We start from the raw sequence: 14,000 nt of genomic DNA, 5'->3' as shown, positions 1-14,000 counted from the left end.
ATTTATTCCGCGGCGATCGACTCCAGGATGGGGGCTTCGACGGTCTTGAGCACCGTGTGCCCGGTGTCGTGCTGTTGTTCAAATACGACGATATCGTTCTTGCCTTTCCTGAGCCAGCATCCTGGGATATAGAGTGTTTGTTGTGGCCCGATCTTCCAATAGCGACCGGCGTGGTGGCCGTTGACAAAGACTATGCCTTTGCCCCAGCCCTGCATGTCGAGAAAGACATCGCCCGGCTGGGTGGTTTCGAGCGTGCCCCGGTAGAAAGCCGGCAGTCCGCCCGTTGGTTTTACGGCCACGTTGTCGAGTGTTGGCACCTGCAGGAAAGGCAGGGGATACATTTTCCAATCGCCGGTAATTTCGTAGTCGTTGATGCGCACGGGTGCTACAATGCCTTTGGTGCTTTCGGTGATCCTGGCGCCGTAGTTGATGCGCCCCATATTCTCTACCAGCAGGTCGAGGCGGCCGTTGAACGGGATGTCGATGTCGAGGCTGTATACATTCGCCTGGCGGTTCAGCTCGCCTACCTTGCGCCCGTTGACATATACCAGCGCATAATCGCGAAGGCCTTCCACGCGCAGGGTACCCTGGATGGGTTGGGTGAATTTCTTGCTATAAAGTACATAGCCGCTGCCCTGGTTGAGGTCTTCAAACGACAGCGGTGTGTTGGCTGTCACGGGTTTGACACTGTTCTTCCACTCCAGGAAGCTCACGGCTTTCGACAACGCGATGTCCTGTGCTTTCAGCACCGGCATGCGCGCGGGGATTTCGGGTACCGGGTAGGTAACATATTTCTTGATGACATCGCGCAACGCCAGATACTTCGGCGTAGCCCAACCGGCTTCGCTGATGGGGGCATCGTAATCGTAGCTGGTAATATCGGGCTGAATGTCGTGCTCATCGTTGTAATTCGCACCGGCGGTAAAACCGAAGTTGGTACCGCCGTGTGCCATGTAAAGGTTGAAGTGGACCTGGTTCTGGAGGTATTTCTCTGTTTGTTGCGTAATAGACTCGGTGCCGATGCGCACAAATGGCTCGCCCCAGTGGTCGAGCCAGCCGGGGTAGAACTCGGCCACCATGTAAGGGCCCTGGTTCTGGTGATACTGGTTCACCGCTTTCTTCAAGTTCTCTATGCTTCCTTCGCCGTTGGCCGTCGGCAATACACCGGGCAGGCTGCCGCCTTCAAACAGCCATGTGCCGTCGGAGGTAAAGAAGGGAACGTTAAATCCGGCCTGCTGCAGATACTGATAAATGGTCTGGTTATACTGGCGATGTTCTGCCTGCGGAATGTCCTTGCGCTGCGACACGTACGAACCAAACTCGTTTTCCACCTGCACCATGATGATGGGGCCGCCTTGCGTGATCTGCAGCGATCTTACCTGTCCCGCGAGCTTGTTGATATACTGGTGGCAGGAGTCGAGGAACGCTTTATTGTTGGCGCGGATAACGAGGTCCTTGTTCTTTACCAGCCACCAGGGGTAGCCGCCAAATTCCCATTCGGCACAGGCGTATGGCCCGGGGCGTAAGATCACGAAGAGGCCTTCCTGTTGCGCGAGCTTGATAAACTCTGCCAGGTTCCGGTTTTCGGTTTTGAAATCCCATACGCCGGGCGCCGTGTTGTGGTAGTTCCAGAAGACGTAGGTAGCAATAGTATTGAGGCCCATGGCCTTTACCATGCGCAGGCGGTGCTGCCAATACTCCCGGGGGATGCGGGCGTAGTGCACTTCGCCGGAATGTATTTGTACAGCCTTGCCGTTATGTAAGAAGCTACCGTCTTTGATCTCGAATGTAGTTGTCTTGCGCTGGGCATGCGATGTCGCCACCAACACGAGCGCTACTAAACAACAATAAAAGCGTATCATGAAAAAATGTTCGTTCTGTCAATAAAATAGAAGGATCAGTACAGACCGATCTGTGCGATCAGCGGGCAGGCTTTTGCCGCGAGGATCTTCACGCGTACTTTGGAGGTTTCCACAGGCTCAAGCTTGAGGATGCGTTTATAGCCGATGGTCGTTGCCGAGGCTACTTTCTTCCAGGCGTTGTCCTGCCACACTTCGACTTCGAACTGTTCTACGCGCTGTCCCAATGCGATATGTTCCTGCAGCATGATATACTGGATGCGTTGCGGTTTATCCAACGCAATTTCCAGGTCGGCCGTGGTGATGTTGTCGTCGGTTGCCCAGTAGGTATCTTTCCGGCCGTCGATGGCTTTGGCGGCGTCATAGGTTTCGGACTCACCGCGGTAGCTGCTGGCGGTGGCGGTTGCACCGGCTGCGAGGTTGTGCGCAAAGGTGCTGTCGATCATGCGGCGCCAGCCTTGCAACGACCTGACATCGTTTTCGTGGATCAGGCCGCGGCCGTCGGGCGGAACATTCAACAGCAGGGTAGAGCCACGACCAACCGAGGAGAGGTAGATTTCGAACAGGCGCTCGGGGGTTTTCACCAGCGAGTCTTCTTTGGCGTGGTAGAACCATCCGGGACGAATCGATACATCCACTTCTGCCGGGATCCACCGGGTGCCCTGCGCGTTGCCCGTTTGCAGTAAGTTTTCGATACCGGCTTTGCCGGCGTACAGTGTGTCGGGGGTGATGGCGTTCCAGTTTGTTTCGCCGGCTTCGCCGCGTTCGTTGCCTACCCAGCGGATATCCGGACCTGCATCGCTAAAGAACAGCACATTGGGCTCCATTTCACGTACCATGCTGAGCGTGCCCGGCCAGTCGTAATATTTCTGCCGGTCGATCTGGCGCTTCTCGTTCGCACCTCCATAATAGCCGTCGCCGCCGTTGGCACCGTCAAACCACATTTCAAATACGGGACCGTAGTTCGTGAACAGTTCTTTTAACTGGTCGCGGTAATAGGTGACGTATTCGGGTTTTCCATAGCCTGCGTGGTTGCGGTCCCACGGCGATGCATAGATGCCAAACTTTAAACCGTGTGTCTTGCACGCATCGGATACTTCCTTTACCAGATCACCCTTGCCGTCTTTGTAGGGACTGTGTTTGATGGAATGTTCGGTATAGGCCGATGGCCAGAGACAAAAACCGTCGTGGTGCTTACATGTAAGAATCACACCTTTAAAGCCGGCTTCTTTTAACGTCCGGATCCATTGATCGGTGTCGGCCGCGGTGGGTGCAAAGGCAGCGGGCTTTTCATCGCCATAGCCCCATTCTTTGTCTGTAAAGGTGTTGATGGTAAAGTGGATAAAGGCGTTGGTCTCCATTTCGTGCCAGGCGAGCTGCGCGGCGGAAGGAACGGGCTCTACCGGGGCCGGTGGTGTGGCCGCGGGCTTCTGGCAGGCCGCCAAAAGCAGCACCAGGAAAAGGCTAGGAATACGGTTCATGCGGTAAAAGTAAATAACGTCGGGAAAGCTTAAAATTCAGTGTACCATTTTATTAGCGTGCGTCCGTGTGTGGGGTGAGCGCGTAAAGCGAGGCGTGGTCGTCGTTTCGCGAGACCACCAGTCGCCGGCCGCCCTGCCGGAAGTGCATCATGGCCAGGTCGCGGATGTCGCCGGTAAGCCACAACGGCCTGCCTGGGGTATGGAGCGATGCTACGCCGTGCTCAAACTTCAACAGGCACCCCATAAACGCGTCGCAGCGGCCAAACTGCGCGCGATACGGATAAAAGTTTCCGGCGGCCAGCACCTCGGCCACGCCGTCGCCATCGAAGTCGGCAACGTGGAAACCCTGAATCGATGAAAGCTGTGCCATGGCCGGCAAAGGCTTTAACGCCCACTGGCCGTTGCCGGTGTTTTCCAACCACGACGAGGCGAGTGTTTCTGCCTGCAAAATGCGTGACGCGGACAGCTTATCTGCGCCGACGATGTCTTCAATCGTGGCATCGACATAGTCGGCGTAACGAATGAATTTTTTGCGCAGGGGGGTAACCTGGTCCAACAGCTCGTCGCGCGAGGGGTGCGGATAGCGTTTGCCTTGAATGTAGCTGCATACGATCGGGTCGATGGCGCCGTCGCCGTTGATGTCCTGCATAAAGCACTCGATCGGTTCTTCGGCCGAAGCGTGCAGCGCCAGGTTTAATCCGGCATTGCCCAGCAGGAAGTCGGCGTCGCCATCGCCGTCCACATCGGCTTCGTCGATGGTACACCACCAGCCCTGGCTGTGTGCGGGGTTGGGAATCTGCGCGGAAGGAGCGAGCATACCACGTTGGTTGATGAAGATGCTTACCGGCATCCATTCACCGACCACGATCAGGTCGGGCCAGCCATCGCGATTGATGTCGCTCCAGCGCGCATCGGTGACCATGCCGGCGCGTGCCAGATCGTGTCCTGCGGTTTCGGTCACGTCGGTAAATTTGACCTGACCGTTGCGTGTATCGTTCCGTAAGAGGTAGCTCTTCGGAAACAGCGGATAGTGTTGTGCGGCCAGGCGACCGCCTACAAACAGATCCTGGTCGCCATCGTGATCATAGTCGGCTGCAATGACGCAGCTGCCGCTGGTCTGTTCGGACGGTAGCGCGGTGGGCGCTGCCTGAAATATACCTTTGCCATCGTTCAGGTAGAGACGATCCTGATAATACGGATCACCGCTGGAGAATTCGTTGCCACCGCTCACGAGGTACAGATCGGCGTCGCCGTCGCCGTCGGCATCGAAGAATGTCATACCGGTATCTTCATAGAAGATCCGGCCTTTATCCCAAGGTTGTAGCGGGGCGTCGATCAGGCGGCCATCGTCGGTGCCCAGGTATAATTTGCGTGGCTGGCCGGAAGCGCCGCCGAAAAATACATCGTCGTTTCCATCAGCGTTCACATCGGCCACCGCCAGCTTTCCACCGAGACGGGAGAGCTGTGTCATCAGCAGGCGTTGATACTTAAAATCGATGTGCGCGTTTTCGCGATGTCTGAAGTCAAGGCCGGCGCCGGCGGTGACATCTTGTAACAACGCGGGCCGGGGTATATGCGCTTCAGCATCCGCCGGGGTGGCCTTTGCCTGATCGAAAACTACCAGGCGGTCGGCCGGCACGAGCGCTTGCACGCATTGCGTGCCGTCGGGCCACCGTACGTCTACCTGTTGCGCGAACGTGGCGGTGCCGATGCCGATGGTCATGACGGGCTCGACGGAAGATTGATAGCCACGGCTGAAGTGGGCTTCCTGAAACAGCTTGCGCCCGTCGGGCAGGGTAATGGTGACGACGGCGCCTATGCCGTGGGTGTTGGGCCTGCGGCCTTCGAGCCGAAGTTTGAGATAATGATGTTGCTGAATGGATTCCGTATGATTCTGGAGCAGGGTGACCTCATCGTTGAGGTTATTCACGACCAGGTCGAGATCACCGTCGTTGTCAAAGTCTGCATAGGCCGTGCCATTGGAGATGGCTTCCTGCGTCAGGCCCCAGGCCTGTGTCATGTTTTGAAAGTGCAGGCCGTCGGTGTTCCGGAAGATATACTTCTTCAGTTTGGTGGCGGGCATGGTTTGGATCAGGTTCATGACGTTGATCGCCTGCTTGTCTTTGGTGGTTGACTGAAGCGCCTCGTTTACACGGTATTTCAAAAAATCCTGGTTGGTATAGTCGCGCAAATAACCATTGGTGGTGAACAAGTCGCGCAAGCCGTCGTTGTCGAAATCGGCCAGCAGCGGTGCCCAGCTCCAGTCGGTGTTCGATACGCCGGCAAGCTGTGCGACCTCACTAAAGCGGGGCAGGCTATCCGGTGCCAGGCCCCGGTTGAGCTGCAGTGTGTTGCGCATGTATTGAAAGTGATAACCACTGTCAGCGGCGAGCATCACCTTGTCGTATTCGTCGGCACCCTTGAGCAGCTTCTGCCGGTGATTGTCTTCGGGGAGCATATCCGCCACGTAGATATCGGGCAGTCCGTCGTTGTTGATATCGGCGATGTCCGAGCCCATGCCGTACTTCGACAGGTGGCCAAACAATGTGTGTGATACTTCGCGGAAGGTGCCGTCGCCGTTGTTGAGGTAACAAAAGTCTTGTTCGTCGTAGTCGTTGGTGACGTACAGGTCCGGCCAGTGATCGCCGTTCAGGTCACTGATAGCGGCACTCAACCCGAAGTTGAGGCCGCTGCCGTGAATGCCGGCAGCCTCGCTCACCTCGACAAAATGATCGCCGTCGTTGCGGTACAGTTTGTTGCCAAAGTACGGATGCCGCAGGGCGCGCAGCTTTTTCACATTGTAGAAGGGCGCATAGAACATGTTGGCATGGTTGAGCAGGAACATGTCGAGGTCGCCGTCGCGATCGTAGTCGAAGAAGTAAGATTGCGTGGAGAACGTGCCGATGGCGTCCAGGCCGTAAGCCCTGGCCGATTCGGTAAACGTGGGAAGACCACCGGGCTCGCAGCCGTTGTTAATAAACAACTGGTTGGCCCGACCCGGGTGATCGCGTATGACCGGTTTGTCCAGGCGCTCGCCGGTGGTATTGCCCGAGTAGCACAGATAGAGGTCCAGCCAGCCGTCGCCGTTGACATCGGCCAGGGTGATGCCGGTCTTCCAATCGGTGCGGCCAGCGGTGCCGGAGGCTTCGGTAATGTCCTCAAACTTCCACTCGCCTTTGTTCAGGTATAGTTTGTTGGGTGTGGAGTTGCCTACGAGGTACAGGTCGGGCAGGCCGTCGTGATTCAAGTCGCCGGTTGCCACGCCGGCGCCATTGTACATATACTCATAGGTCATGATGTTGTTGTGCTCGGTTTCGGTGATCTGATTGCGGAACCGGATGCCCGTTTCTGCCGCGCTCATTTCGGTGAACTGTTTCTTCGGACTGCACTGCTGAAACAGCAGGAGCACAATGCCAATACAGAGAGAGAGCCTTTGAGGCATGGTTGTTCAGGTAAGCGTAAAGTATGTCTGGCGAAAGAAGCAGCGGGGCACGTAGCCCCGCTGCTTAAAAGGTCACATCGAACTTAGTTTGTTTCGTAACCCGGGTTTTGCGACAGCTGGTTGTGGCTGCGCTGAATTTCCGAATACGGTATCGGGAAGAAATACATCTTCTCTTCCCAGTGACGGGTGGCGTCGGCCGTCCGGCTATAGTCATAGGTGATATTGCCGCCGGCGTCTTTTGTGACATTTACACCCATGGCCGGTTTGTTCAGTGCCTCGGGGCCGATCTCCCAACGACGGATGTCGAAGAAGCGATGGTTCTCGAGGGCCAGCTCGACGCGGCGTTCATTACGATAGCGCTCCACCAGGGCGGCGCCGCTTTCCACGACGTCAGGCATGCCAACGCGGTCGCGCACGGCATTAATGGCCGTGCGGGCGGCCTCTTCGTTGTTCAAGGCAATCTCCGCTTCGGCATAGTTCAGATAGAATTCTGTGATCCGGAAGTAGATCCATGGGCTCAGGTTCTCATCGGCTCCGGCGGCATCCGCCTTTTTACCTTCGTCCAGGAACTTGCGGAAGTTATAACCGGTACGCGAGGCGTTGGCGCCGGAAGGGCCGTTCGGAGAGTCCTTGCCCTGCGGTTGTCCTTCGGGTGCGGTCCAGAATTGCATATCGCGTGTGCCGCCGTTGATGGGATCGGCGATCACCGCCCCATTGTATAAAATGGATTCTGCAAAGCGCGGGTCGCGATTTATATAGGGGTTCTGCGGATCATAGCCGGAGCCCGCTTCGGCGGGAAGGAGCCCGTTGGTCATTTCATAACTGTCCACCAGGTTTTGCGTGGGTGTGTTGTTACTCCAACCGCCAAGGCCGTTGGAATACAACCAGAGATTTACACCCCATGAACCACCGCCGTGCGGGTTGTTAACCGTAAAGCGCCGGGCAAAGATGATCTCGGCGGTACTCCGTCCATTGAACATTTCGCCGTATTGATCGCCGGCACCGATCATCTGGAAACCCGGTAGTTCTTTGACTGCCTTGTTGGCATCGCGGGCAGCGATCCAGCGGGATTGCTCCTGGCTGGGATTATAGAGCGGGCTGGCGATATAGAGCAGCGTACGCGCCTTTACGGCCATGGCGGCCTCCATCGTGGCACGCCCCACGGGGGTTGTCGTAACACCGCCCAGCTTCTCTACGGCGGCGTCGCACTCGGCGACAATAAAGGCCGCCACCTCTTCGGCCGAGTTGCGCGCGACGTCGTAATCGGCTTGTCCCAGGTCGAAAGTCGACGTGATGATCGGCACGCCGCCATACCAGCTCAACAGCTCCATGTACAGGTACGCACGAATGAACTGCATTTCACCCGTTAGCTGCGCAAGGGCTTCGGCTTCAATAGGCGAGTCGGTCGTTTTCTCCAGGAACAGATTTACCCGGCGTATGTAGGTATAGGCGTTGTTCCAGGTACCCAGGTTAGCGCTCTCGCCGTTGTCGCGGGTAATCAACCCCTGGGTATAATTCCGGATCGGTTGCTGATCACCGTGCTGCGAGTAGGCGTTGTCGGTCATGGCGTCGAGCAGTAGAAAGGTATTGTTTTCGGCAAACGGATGCCGCATGCCGCGATACGTGCCGTTCACAAAGTCCGTCAGCAAGGCCTTGTCGGCAAACACGTCTACTTCGCTGAACGAATCCAGCGGTTTCAGATCGAGAATATCGTCTGAGCAGGATGCGATGCCCATCCATGCGAGGGCTAAAAAGGGTAAGTATAATAATTTCGTGATCTTCATACAGGGCATCCGTTAGAGAGTTAAGTTTAAACCGAAATTGATGCTCTTGGTCTGGGGAAATACCCATCCCTGGATGTTGGTGCTTTCCGGGTCGGGCAATCCGTCTTTTTTCAGGGAGTCGAATGTCAGCAGGTTGAAGCCGTTGACATAAAACCGCACATTCTGAATGCCGACGCGCGACACCAGGGCGTGGGGCAATGTATACCCGAGCTCGATGGATTTTAACCGCAGGAACCGAATGTCGCGCATCCATACGCTGTTGGTCGCCTTGCTATAGTCCGAGTTGATCCGCGCCATGGGCGCATCGGCAAAATCCTCGCGCCACGCGTTCTCCAGGAAGTATTCGGCGGCGTTACTTTCCGCGCCAAAGTTGTACGTGATCTCCTGCGCCGCAAGTCCCTGCCCCTGAAACAGCAGGCTGAGGTCGAAGCCATTCCATTGCGCGCCGAGGTTGAATCCGTATTGTAACTGCGGCGTAGACGTACGGTCCTGCCGAACCCGGTCGTCGGTGTCGATGATACCGTCTCCATTCACATCGCGGTAGATAAAGTCACCTTTCCGCGCGCCCGGGCTCGGGTACCGGGTCAGGTCTTCGTCGGTGCGGTATATACCGACTACCTCATAAGCCAGTTTTGTGCCGCCGACGCCTTCCTCACCGACCGGGTGACCTTCCCGTTTTTGATACACCTCGGTAAAAATATCGCCGTCGTCGAGGAAGACAATCTTATTACGGGCAAAGGTGATGTTCGCGCCGACTGTAAACTGAAGCTCGCCCACGGTGCCGCGGTATGTGATCTGGCCGTCAATACCTTTGTTCTCGACCTTGCCGATATTCTCGGTAGGCAGCTGCATGCCCGTATACTGCGGCACAGACACGTTGCGTGGCCAAAGAATATCTTTCCGTTTGCTGAAGAATACATCTGCCTCGACCGTCAGGTGATTGTCCAGGAAGCCCGCCTCTACGCCGATGTCCGTGGTGGTTTGTTTCTCCCAGGTAATGTTGGGGTTCGAGATTACCGCCGGATTCAATACCTGCACGTCTTCGTCGTCAACTACATAGTTGCCGCCCGGCCGTATATTGAAGGAAAACACATCCAGGTACTGGAATGGTTTGACACGGTCGTTTCCCAGCTTGCCCCACGAGCCGCGCAGCTTGAGGTTGCTCAAAATGGTTTGATCCTGCATGAACGCCTCTTCCGAAATGCGCCAGCCTAACGATACGCCCGGGAAGAACCCAAAACGCTCACCGGGAGGGAAGATCTGCGAACCGTCGTAGCGGAAGTGTGCCTGAACAAAATATTTGTCGGCATAGTCGTACGTCAAACGGCCGAAGTAATTCTGGCGGGCTCCCTTGCGGGCCGTGCCGTCGGCCGTTTGGTTGGACTGGCTGCCGGCGAAGAGCTGGTCGATCTCGCCTGATTCAAACCCCGTGCGGCGTGCCGAGAGGCTGTCCATACGGTTCTCGTTTTGCTCGTACGCCACAAAGCCTGTGACATGGTGTGCGCCAAAGGTGCGTTCATATTTTAACTTTGCATTCAATGTAATGGACTCCTGGCGTTGGTAGTTTTCAGTAAGCTGTGGCGTTTCAGACGACTGTGCGGGTACGGGATTGCCGTCGGGGTCGGCATCGTAGAAGGTATAAGGCTGCTGCCAGATCTTGCGGAAGTCGTTGACAATGTCCAGCGCGGCAAAGCCATCGGCAGACAGGCCTTCGATAAACGGTAGCTTCAGGTCGAGCTTAAACGTGCTGTTTAATACCGTGCGCTCCAGTTTATCATACCCACGCCCCGCGGCAATCGCCAATGGATTCTGCCCCAGCCGGCCGCGAGCCGGTAAGCCGCGGATAGTGGCGGGTAGGGTAGGTGGCGTCAGCAAGGCAGCCTGAAACGTTGTGTTGGGATTTGTCTGCAAAAAGTTCCGGTTCTCACGGCGTCCCGCCAGGTCGAGCCCGATGGTCAGGATCTTCGACATTTGCGCGTCGATGTTCGAGCGGAGATTGTACTGCCGGTATTCGGTCGTCTCATCGTCCGTAAGCAACGGCCCCTGGTATGCGGTACCGCCGGATATAAAATACTTCACTGCTTCCGTACCGCCGGTCAGGGTCAGGTTGTGACGATTTTGCAGGTAGTAAGGATCAAACGACTCCTTCATCCAGTTGGTGCTGGAGCGGGTACCGTTTTGATATTGGGCAATTTGCTCGTCGGTATAGAAGTTTGGCAAGATGTCGTTCACGCTCCGTGCAAAGGTGGCGGCATTGGCCATCTTCATAAAACGGGTGGGACTTACAAAGCCCTGGTTAAAGCTGTAATTCAACGTGGGCTTACCGGTTCTACCACGTTTGGTAGTGATCAGCACCACACCGTTGGCGGCCTGTGCACCATAGATGGCCGCCGACGCATCCTTCAACACGGTGAGCGTCTCGATGTCATTGGGATCGAGCCGCGAGATACCGTCGCGATTGGCCACACCGTCGATCACGATCAATGCCTGGCTGTTGCCGGTAGTAGCAATCCCCCGGATAAAGATGCTGGCATCGTCGCGCCCGGGCTCGGCGTTGCGCTGGTTAACGATCAGGCCGGGCATACGGCCTGCGAGTGAGTTGGAAATGGAGATGGCCGAGCTTTTGCGAATGTCATCGCCCGATACCTGCGAGATGGCGCTCGTCACTTCTTTCTTCTCTTGCGTGCCATACCCCACGACGATCACTTCGCCAAGCGACTGGATGTCTTCCTGCAGGGTAACATCAATGCTGGTGCGACCGGAGGTTAATACCTCCTGGGTGGCGTAACCGATGAATGAAAATACCAGGATGGCGTCATCGCCGGGGACCTCCAGGGTATATTCGCCATTGCCGTTGGCGGTGGTGCCGATGGTGGTTCCCTTTACGATCACATTCACACCGGGCAGCGGCGAGCCGCTGGGGTCGCTGATCCTGCCCGTGATAATAGGGCCATACAGCGCATCGGTCGTTGACGCGAGGGGCTGATCCGTCGCGGTTGCCAGCGAAGGGTGCAAGGGCTTCAACGCGATCTGTTTGCCGATAACTTTGTAATCTATATTCTCATGAAGCACGTCGGCCAGTACGTCTGACAACTTCCGGTCGACGACGTGCATGGTGATGCGGTTGTGAATGGGGATCTGACTGGGATTGTATGTGAATTTGACTTTGGCTTGTTTGCCGAGCAGGGTCAGCACGTCTTGTACTTCAACGGCGTCGACATTAAGCGTCACCCGCCGTTCCAGCACTTCCTGGGCCTCGGCGTCAATAGCATACACCATCGACATGGTGAATGAGACGATCAATAGGTTAATTAGTGTCACTCGCATAAGAAACAATAACAGCCCATATTGAACAGGTCTGGATTTATTCATAGATTTAGATGTTTTTGTTTGTGAAAAGGGCAAAAACCGGCCAGGCTGACTTCTCAGCAAGGCTTGATAGGAGGTGGGGATGGTCACGACATCGCCTGCCTCTTTTTGTTTACATGTATGTGTGGAAGTGTAGTGCTATTTTTACATAGGCAGCAGGGGTTAGGTTTGGGTTAGGTCGTATCGCTTCATTTGGCTCAATTCGTGTTGCATCCGCGTGACTCCACCCGGATATGCCCGTCTTCTACATAATAGGTAGCATTGATGACGTGGCAGATCACTTCCATCCGTTCAAACAGGCCTTCGTCTGTCAGCTCGGTGGTAATGCGGCACTGCTCGATGGCGTGCTCGTCAAAGTCGATCGTTACACCGTACATCGTTTCCAGCGTCCGGAACAGTTTTGCCACGGGCTCGTCGGTATAGGCCAGCGAGGTCGACGGTGCCGGCACCAGCACGGCCGGGCTTTCCACCAATTGTTTCTGGGCTATTCGCTCCTGGCGTTGATATACCACCTGCTGGTTGGGAGTTAGAATGATCTCTTCGGGGGGTGCCGTTTGTCCGGGTGCCGACTTGGGGAAGACCGAGACTTTACCGGTGCGTACTGACACGACGATCTCCTTCCGGTCGGCATATGCCTTGATGACGAAGCTTGTACCCAATACCCGTGTTGTCAGCTCATTGGCGTGCACCAGGAATGGGTGTGCCGGGTCGCGTGCGATCTCAAAGAAGGCTTCGCCCGACAGGTATACTTCGCGTTGTTTGCCAAAGGTTTCCGGGTATCGCAGCTCGCTGCCGGGTTGAACGACCACGGTACTGCCGTCTTTGAGCGGTACACGTACTGGTTCCGTCGTGGTGTTGGTGAACCGGAAGAAATCGCCTTCTGCCATGCTCACCGGCGCCTTGCCGGTCGTCGCCGGAGGGAGGTACCGGTATACTAAGACACTGCAGCTGACGAGCAGTGCCACGGCGGCGGCGACCTTCCAATAACTGAAACCAGGTTTGGCAGATGACTCCGCCAAAACCTGATTATCAATCTTAACCCAAATCTTCTTCTTTATAGCGTCCCGGGCGTGCTCGGGTAAATCGATGTCCTGCGATTGGAGATTGTTCATCCAATGATCGACAAGCCGTTGCTCCTCTGCCGAGCAGGTGTTGGTGTTATAACGTTCCAGTAGGGAATCAAATTCTTTTGCGTCCATCGCGTCGGTTCGGTTTTATTTGGCCTTATCTGGAATAGAAGTCGGATAAGTCCGGATTTACCGTAAACGACGGACGAAAATTTTTTACTAATCTGGATGTGGCTGATTTTCTTTGTTTTAGCGCAATCGGTTGAGCCCGGACGGGCGATCATGACAACCAGATCAACAGCAGCAAGGAGATGATGTAGTCTTTCAGGTGGGCGCGGAGCTGCTTCAGGGATTGTGTCAGGTGGTATTCAATGGCGCGTTCGGACAATTTCAGGAATTGCGCGATCTCGGAGATCGAGCGCCCTTCGAGCCGGTTCAGGCGAAATACCTGCTGCGACTTTTCCGGCAGTTGTTTAATGGCGTGTTGAATCTCGGCGTTCAGTTCGTCAAACGCCACGGCACTGTCGGTTTCGTTGGCGCTGGTCGGTATAAAGGTGCGGTAGTGGTCCCAGTATTTTTGGTGTACGATCTTCGAGCGGATCTTGTCGATGAGCTGTTTCCGGGCGGCGCCCAGCAGGTAGTGGGAGAGGTTGATAACCTTGAGCTCTTCGCGTCGTTTCCACAGTTTCAGGAACAGTTCCTGAACGATCTCTTCGGCTTCTTCATGCTCGCCGGTGCTCTTGAGTACCATCCGGTACAGGCGATACCAATACCGGTGAAAGATCTCTTCATATGCTGCCTTATCGGACTTCCGAATCAGCTTCAGAAGCTCTTCATCGCTATGGTGAGGGAGTGGTTGCAAGGCCTGCTCAGGTAAACTCGTTTATAAGTTTAGTGTAAAAAGGGGGAAAAATCAATCCCGTTATGCAGGGCCATTACGCCCCGGTCGCGATTCTACTCTACAAAACACGGGAATATCAAACGATTTCGGAATAAAT

At 55.6% G+C, this 14,000-nt stretch carries 7 protein-coding genes; all 7 read right to left on the bottom strand.

All coding sequences use genetic code 11. The features are described from left to right. Window positions 1-2: 2 nt before the first annotated feature. The 7 genes from KK078_RS13665 to KK078_RS13635 all read right to left on the bottom strand — a co-directional run bounded on the left by KK078_RS13665 (window position 3) and on the right by KK078_RS13635 (window position 13,864). Entirely contained in the window at window positions 3-1,862 is a 1,860-nt protein-coding gene (locus tag KK078_RS13665) for a glycoside hydrolase family 35 protein (RefSeq protein ID WP_254090845.1), read from the bottom strand. 35 nt (window positions 1,863-1,897) lie between these two features. Further along, entirely contained in the window at window positions 1,898-3,340 is a 1,443-nt protein-coding gene (locus tag KK078_RS13660; RefSeq protein ID WP_254090844.1) for an alpha-L-fucosidase, read from the bottom strand. A gap of 52 nt (window positions 3,341-3,392) precedes the next feature. Then, entirely contained in the window at window positions 3,393-6,782 is a 3,390-nt protein-coding gene (locus KK078_RS13655; protein WP_254090843.1) for a VCBS repeat-containing protein, read from the bottom strand. A gap of 83 nt (window positions 6,783-6,865) precedes the next feature. Beyond that, window positions 6,866-8,566, bottom strand: a complete 1,701-nt coding sequence (locus KK078_RS13650; RefSeq protein ID WP_254090842.1) for a RagB/SusD family nutrient uptake outer membrane protein — start codon at window positions 8,564-8,566, stop codon at window positions 6,866-6,868. 12 nt (window positions 8,567-8,578) lie between these two features. Next, window positions 8,579-11,893 (bottom strand): SusC/RagA family TonB-linked outer membrane protein, encoded by a 3,315-nt coding sequence (locus tag KK078_RS13645; protein WP_254090841.1) that lies wholly within the window; start codon window positions 11,891-11,893, stop codon window positions 8,579-8,581. A 239-nt stretch (window positions 11,894-12,132) separates the two neighbouring features. Further along, the gene (locus KK078_RS13640; protein WP_254090840.1) at window positions 12,133-13,134 is read right to left on the bottom strand and encodes a FecR family protein; all 1,002 of its coding nucleotides are present in this window, start codon (window positions 13,132-13,134) and stop codon (window positions 12,133-12,135) included. Window positions 13,135-13,282: 148 nt separating this feature from the next. Next, window positions 13,283-13,864: an RNA polymerase sigma factor gene (locus KK078_RS13635; RefSeq protein ID WP_254090839.1), complete on the bottom strand. Its 582-nt coding sequence runs from the start codon at window positions 13,862-13,864 to the stop codon at window positions 13,283-13,285. Window positions 13,865-14,000: the final 136 nt, after the last annotated feature.

It is taken from the genome of Dawidia soli, from assembly GCF_018598185.1.
GTDB lineage: Bacteria > Bacteroidota > Bacteroidia > Cytophagales > Cyclobacteriaceae > Ohtaekwangia > Ohtaekwangia soli.
This window is presented reverse-complemented; position numbering and strand designations above follow the sequence as displayed.